General features: G+C 30.3%; 11 protein-coding genes. 7 read left to right on the top strand and 4 right to left on the bottom strand.

Translation table 11 applies throughout. The annotated features are described in order from the left end of the window. Positions 1-193 precede the first annotated feature (193 nt). Complete coding sequence (locus tag FP421_RS00465; RefSeq protein WP_159946491.1) at positions 194-1,369, bottom strand: autotransporter outer membrane beta-barrel domain-containing protein; 1,176 nt, start codon at positions 1,367-1,369, stop codon at positions 194-196. A 110-nt stretch (positions 1,370-1,479) separates the two neighbouring features. Continuing rightward, positions 1,480-4,185 (bottom strand): TonB-dependent receptor, encoded by a 2,706-nt coding sequence (locus FP421_RS00460; protein ID WP_159946489.1) that lies wholly within the window; start codon positions 4,183-4,185, stop codon positions 1,480-1,482. A gap of 336 nt (positions 4,186-4,521) precedes the next feature. On the opposite strand from FP421_RS00460, the gene FP421_RS00455 reads away from it, so the two are divergent. Together FP421_RS00455 and FP421_RS00450 are read left to right on the top strand one after the other, a co-directional pair. After that, positions 4,522-5,748, top strand: coding sequence for a porin (locus tag FP421_RS00455; protein ID WP_159946487.1), 1,227 nt, complete (start codon positions 4,522-4,524; stop codon positions 5,746-5,748). A gap of 79 nt (positions 5,749-5,827) precedes the next feature. Beyond that, entirely contained in the window at positions 5,828-8,074 is a 2,247-nt protein-coding gene (locus FP421_RS00450; RefSeq protein WP_159946485.1) for an inorganic phosphate transporter, read from the top strand. Positions 8,075-8,127: 53 nt separating this feature from the next. Here the strand turns inward: FP421_RS00450 and FP421_RS00445 are convergent, their stop codons facing one another. Next, positions 8,128-10,329 (bottom strand): patatin-like phospholipase family protein, encoded by a 2,202-nt coding sequence (locus FP421_RS00445; RefSeq protein ID WP_159946483.1) that lies wholly within the window; start codon positions 10,327-10,329, stop codon positions 8,128-8,130. Continuing rightward, a complete protein-coding gene (gene uvrC / locus FP421_RS00440) occupies positions 10,326-12,125 on the bottom strand; it encodes an excinuclease ABC subunit UvrC (protein WP_159946481.1) in 1,800 nt (599 codons plus the stop codon). Before uvrC ends, FP421_RS00445 begins: the two co-directional genes overlap by 4 nt. A 180-nt stretch (positions 12,126-12,305) precedes the next feature. Between uvrC and FP421_RS00435 the strand changes: the two genes are divergently transcribed. From FP421_RS00435 to FP421_RS00415, 5 genes are all read left to right on the top strand, one after another. Next, positions 12,306-12,707, top strand: coding sequence for a hypothetical protein (locus FP421_RS00435; protein WP_159946479.1), 402 nt, complete (start codon positions 12,306-12,308; stop codon positions 12,705-12,707). A gap of 792 nt (positions 12,708-13,499) precedes the next feature. After that, on the top strand, positions 13,500-14,303 hold the full coding sequence (locus tag FP421_RS00430) for a sensor histidine kinase (protein ID WP_159946477.1): 804 nt from the start codon (positions 13,500-13,502) through the stop codon (positions 14,301-14,303). Position 14,304: 1 nt separating this feature from the next. After that, positions 14,305-14,985, top strand: coding sequence for a response regulator transcription factor (locus FP421_RS00425; protein WP_159946467.1), 681 nt, complete (start codon positions 14,305-14,307; stop codon positions 14,983-14,985). Between the two features lie 164 nt (positions 14,986-15,149). Next, positions 15,150-15,725, top strand: a complete 576-nt coding sequence (locus FP421_RS00420) for a phage tail protein (RefSeq protein WP_201288773.1) — start codon at positions 15,150-15,152, stop codon at positions 15,723-15,725. A gap of 168 nt (positions 15,726-15,893) precedes the next feature. Beyond that, complete coding sequence (locus tag FP421_RS00415; protein WP_159946465.1) at positions 15,894-21,290, top strand: LamG-like jellyroll fold domain-containing protein; 5,397 nt, start codon at positions 15,894-15,896, stop codon at positions 21,288-21,290. Positions 21,291-21,314 lie beyond the last annotated feature (24 nt).

The raw sequence follows: 21,314 nt of genomic DNA, 5'->3' as shown, positions 1-21,314 counted from the left end.
GCTAACAAAATAGGCTATAAAACCGCTAAAAGAAGATTTAAAATGGAACTCAGAAATTTAGCTATTGCCTTGATAGTTCTAAAATGTGAAGGAAATTTAGACCATTTTGAAACCTAAAAAAATGGCCGGAATTTCTTCCGACCATGACTAGCTAAACAGCCTGCTTTTCTTTTTACTATTTTTTTATGCTATCTTAGAAACTGTATCCTGTCCATGTAAATACTGATTTATCAGCACCTCCACTTGCTCCTGAAGTTATGTTAATAGTTGCACCTCCAGAAGTTGTATTTTTAACATCTGTAATATCTAAACCGTTAGCAGTATTAGCAACCGCTGTTATAGAAGTTCCATCAGTTGAATCTGTTTTACTATCTTGTAAATCGATCACATCACCAAAAATAGCTCCAGCACCTAATGCTAAATATGCATTTGTAATTGTTGCAGTAGCATCTCTTCTTACTTTGATACCATCAGACATTTCTACACCATCTGCATTGTTAATAATAGTTACACCATTTACTGTAAAGTTAGATTCGTTAATATCAGAAGGAGAATTACCATCTAAGTTACCATCAGCTTCAATACCTCTTGGGTCTGAAGTTACAGCAGTATAACCATTTTCTCTAATACCATATAAGTTTGTACAAGTACCTGCATAACCTTGAGAAAAATCGAACATATCATCTTTAGCATTTACTACTAATATGTTTTCAGTATTTACAGTTCCTCCAAAAAACTCAATTGCATCATCATCACCATAAAAAATAGCGATGTTAGAAATCGTTGTTCCTGTGCCTACTCCATTTAATGTTAAACCATTGTGCTCTGCTTCATCATCAATTCTTGCTCCAGAATATTCTATGATTACATAGTCTAAAATCCCTGAATCATCAGTAGCATTTGAACCTCCAAAGAAAATACCATTGTTTACTTCTGTTGCAGCATTACTATCTGTACCAGATTGACGACTTAAAGGTGCATTACCGTTAATGATAATTCCACCCCAATCTCCAGGTTTAGGAACAGTTGCGTTAGATGTAAATTTAATTGGGTTACTAGCAGTACCATCTGCAATAATTTTACCTCCTCTTTCTACCAAAATGTATACATCTGTACCACCTGCTAAAGCATTGATAGTTGTACCAGCTTCTATAGTTAGGGTTGATCCAGATTTTACTAATAAAGTTCCTATTAAGTTGTGCGCGACACCAGATCTTAACGTTAAATCTGTTGTTAAGTTACCAGCTAAATTTTGAGAAGTTACTTCTCCTCCTGTATTACCATTTCCTATATTATCATCATCACTTAGAGAACATCCTGTAAAGATTAAAGAAGAAATTGTTACGATTGCTAAAATTGTTTTTTTCATTATTTTATTTGATTAAGTTTTGTTGTTAATTACTAACAGCAAAATTATACGTGATTTGTTTAATGTGTTTTATCTAAATTTTAAAGAATTGTTACCAATTAAAGTGTTTTTTAAAAATCGTAAGTAAATCCTAAGCTAAGGTTAACACCTTTTTTATAATTTCTTAACACAACATTGTCCCCACCATTAAATCCAGCTCTTGTTAACTGAAAATCAGGATTTAATAAGTTTGTAGCTTTTAATTTTAAAGCATAATGCTCGTTAAATTGATATGAAGAAACCAAATCTAATGTTGGGATTCCTTTTTCTAATACGTTTTCAAATCCTCTAGTTCCTACAGAATAAACTCTTTCACTGAAATAGTTAAATACCACCGAAGAAATTAAAGTACTCTCGTTTATTTTTTTGTTTAAAGAAATATCTGCATTTAATAAAAATGGTGTTGCTCCTTCTAAATTACTTGTAGTATTTGTAAACTGTGCTACAGAAGATGCATCTAAATTAACATTAGACATTAAAAACGAAGTATTTAAACCTGCAAAAACTTCTAAATCTTGCTCATCTTTATTTATGATTTTTTTTCTTGCTTCTAACTCAATACCATAAACACTTGCATCATTTCCAACGTTTAAATACGTAAGTGTATTACCTCCTGATGGAATTTCACTTCTAGAAATAGGGTTCTGTATGTATTTATAAAAACCTGTAAGAGTAATTAGTTCTGATGATGAGAAATAATACTCATATTTAGCATCTAAATTATAGTTATCTGAAGGTTTTAAATCTGGATTACCTTGACTTGAAAAAGTAATGTCTTGATATTTAAATGGTGCAGTTTCTTTAAACTGAGGAAATGTATAGGTCTGACTTCCTGCTAATCTAAAGATACTATTTTCATTAAAATTATACTTTACATTAAAACTTGGTAAAACATAAGTTCTATCTAAAAAAGATGGCCCATCTACAGAAGATTGTGCAATGTTTGTATTAAATGTAACTCTTTGTTGAATTTTCTCAAATCTTGCACCAAAAGAAGCTATTAGATTATCACTTAACTGATACACAACATTACCAAATGCTCCAAAAATTTGTCTTTTACCTCTGTATGTAAAAGGCGTAAACGCATTAGGATTACTTGCATTACCTCTACCTGTTTCTAATTCGAAAATATTATTATCAATAGAAGATTGATTAAAAATTGCATCTGGGTTTTCGATATCAATTGCAATCCTTGTAGAAAAATCGTGATTAAAAATTGTTGCAGAAAATAAACGTTCTGTATATCTGTAATCTCCTCCAAATTCTAAAACACTTACATCTTCATCTTCTTTTAGTTTGTATGAAAATTTACCTTTGGTAGCATAATCATTTTCTTCTAATTTCGAAAAGAAACGCTCGTTTTCTCCTGCTGAACTTGTTTGAGGGCTATAAAAACCATCTCTCAGTAAGTATTTATTTGTTCTTCTATCTGGTTCATTACCTCTAATAAAGTTTAAAGAACCTTTAGCTTCAAAATTTAATCTTTCTGAAAACTTATAGTTTGCTAGTAACTGATTTACATAAACCTCATTATTATTGGTTTGTTGTCTTCTTTGAAATTCTAAATCTCCATCTTGCTCCGGATTTACTTCTCCAAAGTAATCACCAATAGATTGTTTATTATTATGAATAAATAAGTGGTTGTAAGCAATACTATGACCTGCCTCAAACTTGTATTTTAAATTTGCCATTAAGATTTGAGAAACATTATAATCATACCTTGAAAAATCTTGGTCTTGAAAAACAGTTCCTGCACTTGTAGTTTGTTTAATGTTTCCTTCTAAGAAATTATATCCAGCATCAAACCCACCAACTATAAAAAAGCTAAATGTATCATCATTGATATCATATTTTTTTCCTCCTGCAAAAGATACACTATTGTTTAATTGAAAGTTTTGGCTGTTTGGTTTAAAAGAATTTCCAAAAGAATAATTTCCTAAATTATTAACAGGTATCCCTAAATTTTGTGTTCCAAGTCTATTAGTACCATCAATAGTTAAAAATTCTTTAGATACAGTTTGTGTATTAGCACCTAATGAAACCCCTACGTTTAATAAACTTCTTTTTACCAATTCTTTTGATGCAATATCAACATTGGCACCACCAACATCACCAGCAATTTCAGACGTAAACACCTTATTAATACCTATATTTTTAATGATACTTGTATCAAAAAAATCTAAAGAAATGTTTTTGTATTCAGGGTCATCAGAAGGTAATGGTAAACCATTTAAAGTTGTAGAGTTGTATCTGTCTCCTAAACCTCTAACAACAATATTTTTAGAACCTTTAGAAACACCTGCCGTCTTTGTAACAGCACCCTCAGCATCAGAAACACCTTTTACAGATAATTCTTGAGCTCCTATACTTGTTTTAATAGAAACTGCTTTCTTTTGCTCTAAAATTAAAGCACTTGTTTTTTCTTTACTAGAGGATGATTTTACAACAATTTCATCTAAAGAAACACCTTCTTCTGCAGACATTACTTGATTTATTCTAAGAGTTTCTCCTGCTTTAATAGTGAATGTCTTCTCAACACTTTTGTATCCTAAAAAACTAAAAACAACAGTATGTGTACCTGCAGGTACTTTAAATTCGTAGTTACCATCAAAATCTGTTGTAGCTCCAATTGTTATTCCTTTGATTACAACATTTGCGAATGGTAATGGCTCATTATTGGTTTCTTTATCAGTTAACAAACCTTTTAATGTTCCTTTGTTTTGTGCAGCTATGATCTGACCTAAAGCTAAAAAAGTAATAAATAAAAATTTCTTCATTTTAAATGTATAATTTACTGCCGCAAAAGTCTAGTTGTTTTGTAAACTCTATGTTAGTTGTAAATTATCTTTGCATTAGGCAATTATTAACAAAATGTTAAGCAGTACTATTTTATTAACTTTTTATTAATTTTAAGACAACAATAACACAAAGTCATGTATCTATATTTGCCATAATCTTTAAAGATTTTTAGTCATTTTAATTTATTAGTTTTTGACGACTATTTAAATGACAGGCTGCCTTAAATAAGGCAGCTTTTTTTGTTTTAATAATATTACGTTAACATTACCTTAACATGTTTATTAGTTATTTGCAACGTCAAAAATTAATAAATTATGAATTTAAAATCGATACTTATATCTATAAGTATAATGGTAATGGTATGTTTAAATACCTATGCTCAAAAATCAAATGCACCTAAGTTTGGAAAAGGTTTGTTTAACCTAGTTGGAAAAGATAGTACTTGGACTATGAAAATAGGTGCAAGATTTCAAACATTAGCAATTGCTGGTTGGGATGCAGAAAACGGATTATCAAATCCTTATTCTTCTATGTTAATTAGAAGATCTCGTTTAAAGTTTGATGGTTGGGCTTTTTCACCCAAATTAAAATATAAACTAGAGTTGGGTTTATCTAATAGAGATAAATCTGGCGCTTCTTACTATACACATGATGCACCAAGACAAATTTTAGATGCCGTTTTAAAATGGAATTTTTCTGGAAACTGGGTTGTTTGGTTAGGTCAAACAAAATTACCAGGTAACAGAGAACGTGTAATTTCTTCTGGAGATTTACAAATGGTAGATCGTTCTTTACTAAATAGTAGATTTACTATTGATAGAGATATAGGTGTACAGTTAAGGCACAAATTTAAATTGTCTGATAAATTTTTAATAAAACATATTTATGCAATTTCACAAGGTGAAGGTAGAAATATTACAAGAGGAAACCAAGGTGGATATCAATACACAGCAAGAGTAGAATTATTTCCTTTTGGAGATTTTACTGGAAAGGGAGATTATAAAGGAAGTGATTTAAAATTTGAACCAACACCAAAACTATCTTTGGCTTTTAACTACGATTTAAATAATGATGCTTCTAAAACACGAAGTAATCAAGGTTCTTATATGTATATAGATGGCACATCAGAAGGTTCTGGTGCAGCATTTTATCAAACAGATATTACCACATTTTACATAGATGCTATGTATAAACACAAAGGTTTTTCTTTTATGGGAGAATATGCTAAAAGAACAGCCGAAGATGCATTTGCTAAAAATTCTGATGGAACTTTAACAGGAGACATTGTTCAAGTAGGGAATGGTTTAAATTTACAAACAGGTTATTTACTTTCTAAAACAGTTGAGCTTTCAGTTCGTTATACAAATATTACTTTCGATCAAAACATTACTGGTAAAGGTGCAGAAAATATGTATACTTTAGGATTATCTAAGTATATTGTTGGTCATAAATTAAAAGTACAAACAGATGTAAGCTATACAGATATTGGTTTTAAAACCAATCAACTAATGTATAGATTTCAAGTAGATATTCATTTTTAAAATATTAAATTATATAACATAAAGGTAACATTCACAATTTATCGTGTTTGTAAATTTGCAAATCTAAATAATAAAGAAAATGGGAGATCCATATATTTTAATGCTTGTTGCTTTGGCTGTTTTAGCCATAGTAGACCTAGTTGTTGGCGTTAGTAATGATGCTGTTAACTTTTTAAATTCAGCCATTGGCTCTAAAGCAATTTCTGTAAAGAAAATTATGATTATTGCTAGTTTAGGAGTCTTCTTTGGCGCAGTTACTTCCAGTGGTATGATGGAAGTTGCAAGAAAAGGAATTTTTAACCCAAGTATGTTCATGTTTCAAGACATCATGTTCATATTTATGGCGGTTATGATTACAGATATCTTATTATTAGATATTTTTAACTCTTTAGGAATGCCTACCTCTACCACAGTTTCTATTGTTTTTGAATTGTTAGGTGCTGCAGTTTGTATTTCATTATTAAAAATATCTGCAAACGATGCACATTCATTGGGTGACATTTGGAATTATATCAACCATAAAAAAGCCATACAAATTATTAACGGAATTTTACTCTCTGTAGTAGTTGCTTTTTCTGTTGGCGCCATTGTTCAATTTATATCTAGGTTAATTTATTCTTTTAATTTTGAAAAAAGAGCCACTTATATAAATGCACTTTTTGGTGGTTTTGCAATTACTGCAATTACCTATTTTATCATTATTAAAGGTTTAAAAGGAACTCCTTTTTATAGTAATATAAAATTTTTAATTGAAGGAAATACGGTTACAATTATAGCTGCAAGTTTTGTAGCATGGTCTATGATTTCTCAACTTTTAATTCAGGCTTTTAAAGTTAATATTTTAAAGTTAATTATTGGAGTTGGTACGTTTTCTTTAGCAATGGCTTTTTCAGGTAACGACTTAGTAAACTTTGTGGGTGTACCAATTGCTGCATGGAACTCTTACCAAGCCTGGGAAATTTCTGGTGTTGCTGCTGACTCATTTTCTATGGGTATTTTAGCAAAGAAAGTACCTTCTAATGTTTGGTTATTATTAATTGCTGGTGCTATTATGGTAGTTACTTTATGGACATCTAGTAAAGCGCAAAACGTAATAAAAACAGGAATTGATTTATCTAGACAAGGAGAAGGTCATGAAAAATTTAAACCAAACCCATTATCTAGAATTGTTGTTAGAGCTTCTATGTCTATAAATAAGGGCATTAGTTATATTGTACCAAAAAAGACATTAGTATTTATAGATTCTAAATTTCAAAAACCAGTTATAGATTTACCAAAATCTAAAACTTACGAGTTACCTGCTTTCGATTTAGTTAGAGCTGCTGTAAACTTAATTGTTGCTGGTATTTTAATATCTATTGCAACTTCTATGAAACTACCACTTTCTACAACGTATGTAACTTTTATGGTGGCTATGGGTACTTCTTTGGCAGATAGAGCTTGGGGTCGTGAAAGTGCTGTATATAGAGTTGCAGGTGTAATTAATGTAATTGGCGGATGGTTTTTAACTGCTATAACTGCCTTTTTAGCTGCAGCTATTGTTGCATACTTAATTAGTTGGGATATGGTAATGATTCCGATTTTATTAGCTGTTGTTGCGATATTAATTGGTAGAAATACTTTAGTACACAGAAATAAAAGCAAAGAAGTTAAAAAACAAGAATACATAGAAAGAGCTGAATTAATTACTATAAACGGAGTTATAGAAGAGAGTGCTGACCATATTGCAGAAGTTGCAACACGCATTAATAAATTATACACAAATGTAGTTAATGACCTTTCAAATCACGATTTAAATAAACTGCGTAAAACAGATAAGCACGTTGGAAAATTAAATGATGAAATTGACGGTTTAAAAGATGGTGTATTCTATTTTATAAAATCTTTAGATGAAACTTCTGTAGAAGCAAGTAGATTTTACATTATAGTTTTAGGTTATTTACAAGATGTAGCACAATCTATTAGTTACATTTCTAGAGCCAGTTACAAGCATGTAAATAACAATCATAAAAACTTAAAGAAAGGACAATTAAAAGATTTAAAACATATAGACGAGGATTTATCTGATCTTTTAAACAAAGTGTCAGAAATTTTTGAAAACAGAACTTTCGATAATTTAAGCGATATTTTAATAGAGAAACAAGAATTGTTTGTAAAAGTTTCTAACTCTGTAGAAAATCAAGTGGCAAGAATTAGAACTGATGAAACAAGTCCTAAAAACACAACCTTGTATTTTAGTGTATTATTAGAAACTAAAGATTTAGTGAGTGCTTTAATGAACTTATTACAGACTTACGAAGAGTTTTATTTAACCACAAAACAATAAAACTTTAGCACATATATTTAAAAAGCCAGTAAATTATTTTACTGGCTTTTTTATTAAAACCAAAAACCTAAATTAAACAACCAATATTGTTGTTTTCTATCCGGTGTCCAACTGTATTTAATTTCTAAAGGCCCTATAAATGTATCGTAACTATATCCTACTGCATAACCTGATCTGATATTTTTGAATAGATCTATATCCTTAAAAACATTATCGTCTAATCTGGCATAATTAGCAATAAAAGATGCATAATGTTTTTCTCCTATTCGATATCTAAAATTAAATTCTGATTTTACAAAAGAGTTGTTCGAAAGTTCTGCAAAATCGTATCCATAAAAAGACACAAAAGTATTGATGTAATTTTGATTGTACCCACCTAAGTAAAAATCGAACACGTCAGATTGTGGTGCATCTAAGGTAAAACCTGCTTCATTGGTTAATTGAAACGTAAATCGTTTGCCAAAAGTTTTTGCAAAACCTAAAGTTCCTTTTGTTTGTGAAAAACGTGTAAAGGTATTGTTGTAATCTGATGATGTTAAGTACCATCTAAAGCTTAAATCGGCAAAATAACCATTAGTTACAAAATATTTTTTATCGTAAGTATCTAACTTTATATAACCATAAGCATTTAGGTAGTTACTATTATCAAAAGTAAACTCCTCATTATTATTTGGTATAATTGTTTCTGTTGTAGCTTTTACATGTTTGTGTTCTAGGCCTAAACCTATAGCAAATTTTCTACCAAATGTAGTCTGCACAAAGAGTTGATTGGTAATATCTGTATATTTTAAATTGATACTATTTACATTTGAGTAGTTAGATACAATAGGATTAAATTTTGAATTAGCTCTAAAATGATTGTACCTGGATGTAATACCATAACTGATGTAAAAACCGTTATCTACAAAGTAATTTAAACTATACCTTAAATTATCTCCAAAAATTAGGTCTAAAGAGAAAAGGTCATTATTGGTTATTAAATGTTTTTGATGGTAATTTACCAATACTCCAGATCTGTATAATAAATCGTAATGGGCTCCTAACTTTAAATTTGCAAAATCTTTAGTTTCTATTAAATTAAGGTTTAATAGATAGCTATTGTCTTCTTTTTTATCTAAACTATAGGTTATTCTTTCATAGTTTCTAGTTGATGAAAGCAAATCGATACGTCTAGAAATTTCACTTCTACTGATACTATCTCCATAACGAATCTTTAATTTTCCTAAAATAAAAGCTCGTGTATAAAATTTAGAACCTGTAATATCAAAATCTGAAATTAAATACTTCTTTTTTACTAAGGTTTGTTTTTTTATACTTCGTTTGTTTTGTTGTTTTGAGGCTAACTCTTCAAATACTTTTCGATACTTTTTACCTTCCTCCAATCCTTTTTTAAGAATTACATCCTTTTTATCAAAATCAACAACAGTATGCTCAAAAATATCTGGATGAATATAAATATCTAAATGTTTTTTTTCTTTATCTGTTTTCTGATACATTTGATAACTAACAATCTGATTCATAATAGCTACCACAGAATTTAGTTTCTCTTTTTCAAATAACCTACCTTCTACATCAACACCTATAACTATATCTGCTCCTTTAGATTTTAGTAACGAAACTGGAAAATTATTCGCTATTCCTCCATCAACCAATAATCGTCCGTTAATTTCTACAGGTGTTAATAAAGTTGGAAAAGAACCACTAGCCCTTAAGGCTAAAGGTAAATTGCCTTTTTCTAAAACCACTGCTCCTCCAGTTTCAACATCTGTTGCGATACAAAAAAATGGGATGGGTAATTTTGAAAAATCTTTTGTTTTTTCTACGGATGCAAATAATTCTGTAAGTAAATTAAGCACATTTTGCCCTCTAGAAACTCCCCTTGGTAAATTGATTTTTCCGTCTTTTACAGGTAGCGTAATTACTGTTTTTTCGCCATTTTCTTTTTCAAAAAAAGGGTTTGAACTTCTTGGAAGTACATCTCTTAAAAGAGACACAAAATCTGTGTTTACAATAATATGTTCTATTTGTTCTCCAGAATAACCAATAGTATACAAACCACCAACAATAGCGCCCATACTTGTACCTGCAATATAATCTATTTGTAAACCAGCCTTATCTATTTCTTTTAAGACACCAATATGAGCAAACCCTTTAGCACCACCACCACTTAACACCAAACCAACTTTTGGTTGCTTTTCTTGACTGTAAAAAACAATTGAAAATAATACAAATAGGATTGCTAGAAACTTTTTCATTTTTCTTGTTGAGAGTGGTAATACTGATACACTTTTGTAGCTCTAGAATTTCCGATAACTTCTTTTAAATCTTCAAAAGAGGCTTCTTTAACTCTTTTTGCCGATTTAAATTTACGCAATAATGTTGTAATGGTTTGCTTTCCTATTGTAGGAATTTGTTCTAATTCAGATTGAATGGCACTTTTACTACGTTTATTCCTATGAAATGTAATACCAAATCTGTGTGCTTCGTTTCTTAAATACTGAGTAATCTTTAAGGTTTCCGACTTTTTATCTAAATACAAAGGAATAGGATCATCTGGATAATAAATCTCCTCTAATCGTTTTGCGATACCTATAATTGCAATTTTTCCTCGTAAACCTAAAATATCTAAACTTTTTAATGCGGATGATAATTGTCCTTTTCCTCCATCAATAATAATTAATTGTGGCAAAGACTCACCTTCTGTTAATAAACGTTTGTATCTTCTGTAGACCACTTCTTCCATAGATGCAAAATCATCTGGACCATCAACAGTTTTTATATTATAATGTCTGTATTCTTTCTTACTTGGTTTTCCATCTTTAAAAACCACACAAGCTGCAACAGGATTTGTACCTTGAATGTTAGAGTTATCAAAACACTCTATGTGTCTTGGTTCTTCTTTTAAACGCAAATCCTTTTTCATTTGCGCCATAATTCTTTTAGTATGTCTATCTGGATCTACAATTTTAATTTGCTTAAACTGCTCTTGTCTATAATATTTCGCATTTCTTTCAGAGAGTTCAACAATTCTTTTTTTGTCTCCCAATTTAGGGATGGTAACTTTTAAATTTTCGCCCAAATCTACTTTAAAAGGCACATAAATTTCTGGCGATTGAGAATCGAATCTTTGTCTAATTTCTACAATAAACAACTCCAATAACTCTTTATCAGTTTCATCTAATTTCTTTTTAATTTCTGTAGTATGAGATTGAATGATTGATCCGTTAGAAATCTTTAAAAAATTTGCATAACCATGTGTATCATCAGAAATAATAGAAAATACATCTACATTGTTTATAGACGGATTTACAATAGTACTTTTAGATTGATAATTGGTCAATAAATCTAACTTTTCTTTAATTTTTTGCGCTTCTTCAAACTCCATTTGTTCAGCAAAACGCATCATCTTCTTTTGAAAACGCTCTAAACTTTCTTTAAAATTTCCTTTTATAATGCTTCTAATTTCTGAAATAGAACTGTTATAACTCGTCTCTGTTTCTAAAGCTTCACAAGCACCTTTACAATTTTTTAAATGATATTCTAAACAAACTTTATACTTGCCTTCATTAATATTTTTCTGACTTAAATCGTAATTACAAGTTCGTAAGGTGTAGAGTTCTTTTATTAAATCTAACAATACTCTTACAGTTCTAACAGAAGTATAAGGTCCATAATATTCAGAACCATCTTTAATCACTCTACGAGTCATAAAAATTCTTGGAAAACGTTCTTTTTTAATACAAATCCAAGGATAACTTTTATCGTCTTTTAATAAAACATTGTAACGTGGTTTGTATTTTTTAATAAGATTATTCTCTAATAATAAAGCATCTGTTTCTGTATTCACCACAATATGCTTTATACGAACAATCTTTTTTACTAAAACTCTAGTTTTACCATTTTCATGGTTTTTATTAAAATAAGAAGCAACTCTTTTTTTTAAGTTTTTAGCTTTACCAACATAAATAATTACATCTTCTTTATCAAAATATTGATATACACCAGGTTCATTTGGCAACGTTTTTATTTGTAGTTCTAAGGTTGTAGGCATAAAACGAAAATACACTTTTTTTAATCACTTAATTAAATAAAAAAGTAAAAACAAGTCTTACATAATAAGTATAAACACGTGTTTTAATTTATTTTACAAGTATTATTACTTTCTTTTGTATTTTTTTTATTTAGTTTTATACCCTAACCCAAAATATTATATTAAATAAAACTACTTAACATGGAACAACAACCAAATGACGTACCAAAACCAAACAAAAAAAACACAATTAGCTTAAAAATTGCAAAAGATTGGGCAAAAAGATGGCGCAAACTAGAAAGCAGTTATAATAATTATAACGACTGTAGAGCTTTTAATATTCCTTTGATAGATTTACAAGAAGTTATAGAAGAAGGTGCTGTTAGTGTTAGAGCCTATATTGGTGTAGAAAAAATGATGGTTGAAGGAGAAAAAGTATACGTAGAAAAACTAATGATGGTTGGTGTAGACAAAAATGGTAAAGACATGATTTCTTCTGAAGATGGACTTACATTAGATGATGAAGGTGGCGATATTTATGATTTTACCAGACCATGCCCAGAACATTGTGATCCCAATAGTCCTTTGAATGGTACTAACTAGATGACTTTTGATGATTTATTTGATTATTTAATAGGAAATTTTGGTTATTTATTTTTAATAATAAATACCATAGTTTTTATTCTTAATTATAATAAAAAAGACAAAGCATTAAACTACTTTATTATGTATTTAACGCTTTGTCTTGTTGTACAGTTGTATTCAAGACATTTACATGATCAAGGAGAAAATAACCTTTATTTAAGTCATTATTTTTTTACGGGTCAGTTTATTTTTTTAAACCTGTTTTTTTTACAAATATTACATTTAAAAAAAATAAAAAAACTAATTTTATTCATAACAATTACAATACCTCTTAGTTTTATAATTTACTTTTTTAGCAACGAGGAAGCATATAGAGAATGGAGTGAATTAGAAATTGCTTTAACTTCTATTCCGCTATTAATTTATAGCTTTTATTTTTTTATAAAAAAGATAGATAATAATAAAGACAAAAAATATATTTATTTTAATTCTGGCTTTTTTGTTTATACACTTTGTAGCACACTTATTTTCATTTTAGGAAATATTGGTAGCAGAGAACTAAAGTTATTTGTTTGGGATATCAACCAATTTCTGTACTTGACTTTTCAAATATTAATTTTTATAGAATGGTATAAAAATTTTAGAAAACCTTTTAACTTTAAAAAATAAAAATCAGTGTTTTATACGAATATTAACAAACCAAGTATAAACCCCTGATTTTTACTTTAGGCTTTTTTTTTCAATAAGTTACCATTATCTTGTGTAAAAATATTTTTCCGTAATTTTGGTTTTACTTTTCAAAACCCCAAAATGAAGGAATTCTTTGCTCAAGAAGATCAAGTGATAATAATTGTTTTAACTGGTGTTTTATTGCTCCTACTAATGGGAGTTTCTCTACTGCTATTTTTCTTTTTTTCAAGAAAAAAAATAGTGGAAAAAGAACTAGAGAAAAAAAATCTAGAAATAACGCATCAAAAAGAAATGATACAATCTATAATAGTTACACAAGAAGAAGAACGCAAACGTATTGCGCAAGATTTGCATGATGATATAAGCTCTAAATTAAACGTTATTAATTTAAATGCTAATCTTTTAAAAGATGGAGAATTGAAGCCTGAAGAATACCTATTAGTAAACGATTCTATACTAGATGCAACAGACAAAACTTTAGAGATTGCTCGAAAAATTGCTCATAACTTACTACCACCAATATTAGATAAATTTGGATTAAAAGATGCCATAGAAGAATTGGCAGATTCTTTTAATAATAGTAGAAAAATTAATATCGATTATACCATTGAGTATCCTAAAAAATACCTTTCACCTCAAAACGAATTGCATCTTTTTAGAATTACCCAAGAATTGATCAACAACTCTATTAGACATGGTAAAGCAAAAAATAGCACAATAACCTTTACTTCTAAAAATGATAATTTACTTTTTATGTATACTGATAATGGTGTAGGTTTTAACCAAAATGACCTGAATCATCAAAAAGGCTTAGGTATGAAAAATATTGAAAGTAGAGTAGCTCTTTTAAATGGAAATTATCAGATAGAAAGTCAAAAAAATAACGGTTTTAAAATTAAAATCACCATCATAAAACCCCTATAATATGAAAAAAATTAACATTGCAATTGCAGATGACGAACAATTATTCAGAAAAGGAATTCGCTTTTTACTAGAAAGAGAAGCAAATTTTAATGTGATTTTCGAAGCCGAAAACGGTAAAGAATTAATCGATTTTATGACCACAACAGAAGAATTTCCTGATGTTATTTTAATGGATTTAAAAATGCCAGAAGTTAATGGTGTAGAAGCAACTAAAGCAATTCACAAAACACACCCAGATATTAAAATTATTGCGCTAACCAGTTACGATGGTAAATCATTTATAACCAACATGATAGATGTTGGTGCATCTTCGTATTTATTAAAAAACACCAGTCCTAAAATGGTAATTCATACTGTAAACGAAGTATTTGAAAAAGGGTTTTATTATGATGATAAAGTATTAAAAATTATACACGAAAATATCATTTCTTCTAGTGGAAAAAGAATTAAAAGCGATCTAGACAAAAAGTTATTGTCTAAAAGAGAAATTGATGTCTTAGAACTGATTTGCGAACAATACACCACTGCAGAAATTGCAGACAAACTCTTTATTAGCCCAAGAACTGTAGAAGGCCATAGAAACAATTTGTTATTAAAAACACATTCTAAAAATGTGGCTGGTTTGGTTATTTATGGAATACAAAAGAAATTGATAGAAATTTCACCCGATTTTCACCTATAAACTTCGTAAAAGTTTTCTTTAGGGTATATATACTTGTTATTTAAGTATATATACCCTTTTTACTTTTTAAGAAGTTACGCTCTTAAACACATCAAAGGTTCACCATACATTTGGATTGTATAAAGTATACAAACTAAACTTATTAACTTAAAAATTTAATTATTATGGATCCAATGTTAGCACAAATTATGATGTTTGGCGGAAATTTTGCACCAAGAGGTTGGGCGTTTTGCGATGGGCAATTATTACCTATTAGTCAATACACAGCTTTATTTTCAATTATAGGTACCACTTATGGTGGAGATGGTAGAACCACTTTTGCTTTACCCGATTTAAGAGGTAGAGCTCCAATACACGCTGGAACTGGCCCAGGTTTATCTACTCGTAAAATAGGGCAAAAATTTGGTACACAAGAAGATTATTTAAATGTAACACAACTTCCAAGTCATAATCACTTAGCTTCTAATGTAAACGTAGATATAAAAGTAAGTTCTGCTACAGCTAGTTTAGAAACACCAATTGCAGGATCTTCTTTAGCAGCTGGTGTTCAAACCGAAGGAAGAACTTCAACACCTGTAAGCATGTACAACACAGAAACACCAGATATTACATTGTCTGGTACTTCAACACCCATAACAATTGGGAATACAGGGGGTAATTTACCGGTAAATAATATGCAACCCTCTTTAGTTGTTAATTATATTATTGCTTTACAAGGTGTTTTTCCTTCTAGAAGTTAATTTTAAAACAACCATATCAATAAAAAGTCAGATTTAAAAATCTGGCTTTTTTAGTTTGTTTAAAAAACAGGTATTTATACTCTTTTATTTATAATCTCAAATTATCATATTTGAAGTAAATTAATAACTTAAAAAATCTCAGTTTTTTATACTTTAAACCAAGAAATAATGAAAAAAATTACACTACTACTATTTATATTTAGTTTCATTGGAACTGTTAGTTTTTCTCAAACAACAGAAACTTTTGAAGATGAAACAAACAACTCAACATCATTTACTAATAACGGAAAAACGTTTAATGTAACAAGTGTTGGCGAAGTGTATAATATTTTTGTAAATGGTCAAAAAGAATTTAATACATCAACAGGAGGAGAAACAACAAACAATTGTAGTGTTTGTGGTTGGAATGGCACTTCTGCAGATGGTAAATTTTTAGATAATACAATAAATACAAATGGAACTGGAAATGGTAGTAATTTTACTATAAAAACAAGTGATGGATCACCAATAACAGTTAAAAGTTTATACTTATTTACTGCAACACATAAAGGTGCTAGTTTAAACCATAGTGGTACTTTAACAATTAATGGTAAAAATTCTGGAAGTACGGTTTTTACAATAACAAAAAATTCTGGATTTAACACTAATTTTGGAGTATTTAATGGCCATAATTTTATAGATTTTTCTTCAGGTACAGATTATTCTAATACAAGTATAAACGAGTTAGAATTTATAAGTACTGGCAATTTAGATTATATGAGTTTAGATGCTTTTACTTGGGATTTTGGTACAGCTAACACTGCCCCAGTAATAGCAGGTACTTCTTCAGGTCAAACCGTAAACGATACTGCAACAATACAACCTTTTTCTGCAATAACAACCACAGATGCAGATGGAGATAATTTATCAGCAACCATTACTTTAGATAATAACTTTAAAGGTGTTTTAACAGGGACTGGTCTTTCTGGAAGTGGCCCTTACAGTATTACAAGTACTACACCATCAGATTTACAAGTAAAATTAAGAGCTTTGTCTTTTAACCCTACAGATAACAGAACATCTGCCTCAGAAACAACAACATTTACAGTAGTTATCAATGACGGTACAGATACAAATACAGACACTACAACTACAGTAATTTCTAATGCTGTGGCACCTGCTGTAACAAGCGTTTCAGTTCCTACAAACGCAACATACACAACAGGACAAAATTTAGATTTTACTGTAAACTTTAGTGAAAATGTTCTTGTAAGTGGTTCACCACAAATAAGTATTACTGTTGGTTCAACAACAAGACAAGCTACTTATGTAAGTGGTAATGGTAGTGGTTCTTTGGTTTTTAGATATACTTTGCAAAATGGTGATAACGACAATGATGGTATTTCTGTTGGTAATCTAGCTTTAAATGGTGGAACACTAAGAGATAGTGGTGGTGCAAATGCTAATTTAACATTAAATAGTGTGGGTAACACAACGTTAGTTTTAGTGGATGCTGTTGCACCAACAGTTACTAGCGTAACTGTGCCTGCTAATGGAACATATATCTCAGGTCAAAACTTAGATTTTACTGTAAACTTTAGTGAAAACATTACTGTAAATACTGGTGGTGGTTCACCATACATTAATATTACTATTGGGTCAAGTTCAAAAATAGCTAATTTTTCTAGCGGATCAGGTAATAGTTATACATTTAGGTACCAAATACAAAATGGTGACTTAGATACAGATGGTATTTCTGTTGGAACAGTAACTACAAATGGTGCTACTTTTAGAGATGCTGCAAATAACAATGCTAACTTAACTTTAAATAATGTTGGTAATACAACTTTTGTTTTAGTGGATGCTGTTGCACCAAATATTACAAGCGTTAGTGTACCTGCTAATGCAACCTATTTGGCAGGACAAAATTTAGATTTTACAGTTAATTTTAACGAAAATATTACTGTTGTCACTACAGGTGGTACTCCTCAAGTTTCACTTACTATTGGAGCAACTACAAGACAAGCTGCTTATGTAAGTGGTTCTGGTAGTGGCTCTTTAGTTTTTAAATATACTCTACAAATTAACGAATTAGATACAGATGGAATCGTTGTTGGAACCCTTTCTGCAAATGGAGGAACTCTTAAAGATGTTGCTGGTAATAACGCAAACTTAACCTTAAATAGTGTCGGAAGTACATCTTCTGTTTTAGTGGATGCTGTTGCACCAACTATTACAAGTGTAGGTGTACCTGCTAATGCAACCTATTTGGCAGGACAAAATTTAGATTTCACTGTTAATTTTAATGAAGATATTACAGTTGTCACTACTGGTGGAACTCCTCAAATTTCACTTACTATTGGCTCAACTTCATATCAAGCGAGTTACATAAGTGGTTCTGGTAGTAGTGCCCTAACATTTAGGTATACTGTACAAAATGGAAATAATGATTCAGATGGTATTGCTATTGGAAGTTTATCCTTAAATGGAGGAACTTTTAAAGACGCAGCTGGTAATGATGCTAACTTAACATTAAATTCTGTTGCAAGCACTACAAGTGTTTTAGTGGATACACCTCTTAACAATGCTTTAAATTTTGATGGAGCAAATGACCAAGTAGATTTGGGTAATAACCTAAATAGCACGTTAGATAATCTAAACACATTTACAGTAGAAGCTTGGGTAAAACCAGAAACCAATACAGGACTAGGTGTTATTGTGGGTAATTATCATAATGGAGTTGGTAATATGCAATTCTTATTACGAAGAGATAATGCTAATTATACCTTTTGGGTAGATGATAGCACTGGTTTCAAAAATGTTACAGCTACAGGAGCTGTAAACATTGGTACTTGGACACATATTGCTGGAGTTTGGGATGGTTCTCAAACAAGAATATATGTTAACGGTGTTTTATCTGGTACAACAACAGGAATTACTGGAGCTAGTTTTATAACAACTGCAAATCCAATACGTATAGGGTTTAATAATGTTAATGAAAATTTTGATGGAGATATAGATGAAGTACGTATTTGGTCTGATGTTAGAAATGTAACAGAAATTAATAATCTTAAAAGCACAGAACTAAATGGTGCTGAAGACAACCTTTTAGGTTACTATAATTTTAATAAAGGTATCCCTAATGGAACCAATACAGGAGAAACCACTTTACTAGATTTAAGTACTAATAATAACCATGGTACAGTTTCTAATTTTGATTTAACTGGAACTTCATCAAATTGGGTTGTAGGTACACCTGTAGAAACAATACCTGTTGTTCAAAGTGTTGCAGTTCCATCTAATGCAACATATATTTCTGGACAAAACTTAGATTTTACAGTTAATTATAGCGAAGACGTAACTGTTTCAGAAATTGGTGGTACACCTCAAATAGCAATAACTATTGGCGCTAATACTCGTCAAGCAGAATTTGAAAGTGGTTCTGGAACATCTGCTTTAGTTTTCAGATATACAGTACAACCTGGAGATGAAGATTCTGATGGAATTACAATTGCAAGCTTAAGTGCTAATGGAGGTACTTTACAAGATTCTAATAACAACAATGCCAATGTAAAATTAAACAGCATTGGTACAACTACTAGTATTTTAATTGATGCTGCAGCACCAACATTAAGTTCTACTAACCCTACAGATAATGCTACTGATGTTCTTTTAACTCAAAATATCGAATTAACTTTCTCAGAAAACATTAGTAAAGGATCTGGTAATATCACCATATTTAAAACTTCTGATGATTCTGTTGTCGAAACTATTGATGTTACTTCTGGTTTAGTTTCGATTACAACCACAACAGCAACTATAAACCCTACTGATGATTTTGAATTAAATACAGAGTATTATGTTCAAATTGCTGCTGGTGTATTTACAGACACAGCACTCAATGCTTATACTGGAATTTCAGATAAAACATCACTAAGTTTTACTTCACAAGCAAACCAAACCAACACGTATTCTGGTTCTGGTAATTGGTCTACTACTGCTAATTGGTCTTTAGGCAGATTACCTATTGCTTCTGATAATGTAGCCATAAACTTTGGTAGCACAGTTCTTTTTGATGTAGCTAGTGCAACAATAAACAACTTAAATATCAGCTCAGGAACCTTAAACATGGTAGCTGGTAATGCATTAACCTTAGATGGAGATTTATCTCAAACAGGAACATTTAATATAGCTTCAAGTGCTAGTGCTAACGCATCATTAATTGTGAAAGGAACATCTACAGGAAATGTATCTTACCTTAGATACGTTAGTACAAATTGGCATTTAATTGGTGCCCCAGTTGAAGGACAAAGTATTAGTGCGTTATCTGGTCAAGTAAATACTAGTGATACAAAATATGCCATTGCTCCGTATAAAAACAATACTACAACTCTTTTAAGATGGAACTATTACACCACTGCAGCAGGAACTAATGATATTGCAAACTCAGGAAATTTTATTTCTGGAAAAGGATATACCATTCAAAAAAGCAGTTTTGCAGGTACAATTTCTTTTACAGGGACTTTAAATACTGATAACGCTGGTGAATCTATTGCAATTACAGATGGTGGAGATGATCCTACTGGAAACAGATGGAATTTAATTGCAAATCCTTACACAGCTGCTATAAATGGAAATAATACAGCAGATGCTACAAACAACTTTTTAAAAGTAAACATAGATGCAGGAAATTTAGATCCTTCAAGAGCAGGTCTTTATCTCTGGACAGGTAGTGCTCCTTACGATATAAAATCTTTAGATGATGGAGCTTTTTATATTGCTCCTGGACAAGCATTTTTTGTTCATGCTCCTGATGGTGGAGGTACTTCAGCTTCTTTTACAGAAGCGATGCAAACACATCAAACTGGTAATATCTTTTCTAAAGGTAGTTCAAGTAATTATCCAGAGATTATTTTAAATCTTACAGATGGTAAAGCAAATTCTTTAACTAAGGTAAGATATATTCAAAATAAAACCATAGGTTTAGATGTAGGCTCTGATGTTGGTACTTTTACGGGAGCTAGTTCTAATTTTGGAATCTTCTCACACTTATTACAAGATAGTCAAGGTGTTGATTTTGCAATTCAAGCATTACCAAACAGCAATTACGAAAACATGATTGTACCTATTGGTATTAATGCAGAAGCTGGTAAAGAAATTTCTTTTTCTGCTAACATTGCTAACTTTCCTTCTGGTGTAAAGGTATTTTTAGAAGATAGAGCGCATAACAGATTCTTTGGTTTGGATGAGGGTAGTAAATATAAAATTACAGTAAATAATGCCCAAAACGGTATTGGAAGATTTTACTTACATACAACTAGCAGCGCGTTAAGCGTTGATAAATCATTAACTTTAGAAAACATTAATGTTTATAAACTAAATAATTCTACACTTAGAATTACTGGGTTATCTCAAGAAAGAACTGAGGTTACTATTTTTAACATCTTAGGTAAAAAGGTACTCAACACAACCTTTAAAGCTAACAAACTAAAAGACATTGAATTACCTCATCTTTCTAATGGTATTTATCTAGTTCAACTGAAAAACAATTCTGGGAAATTGACCAAGAAAATAATATTAGAATAATAACTAGAATTTAAAGACATAACA

This window comes from Polaribacter septentrionalilitoris (assembly GCF_009832745.1).
GTDB classification, from domain to species: domain Bacteria; phylum Bacteroidota; class Bacteroidia; order Flavobacteriales; family Flavobacteriaceae; genus Polaribacter; species Polaribacter septentrionalilitoris.
This window is presented reverse-complemented; position numbering and strand designations above follow the sequence as displayed.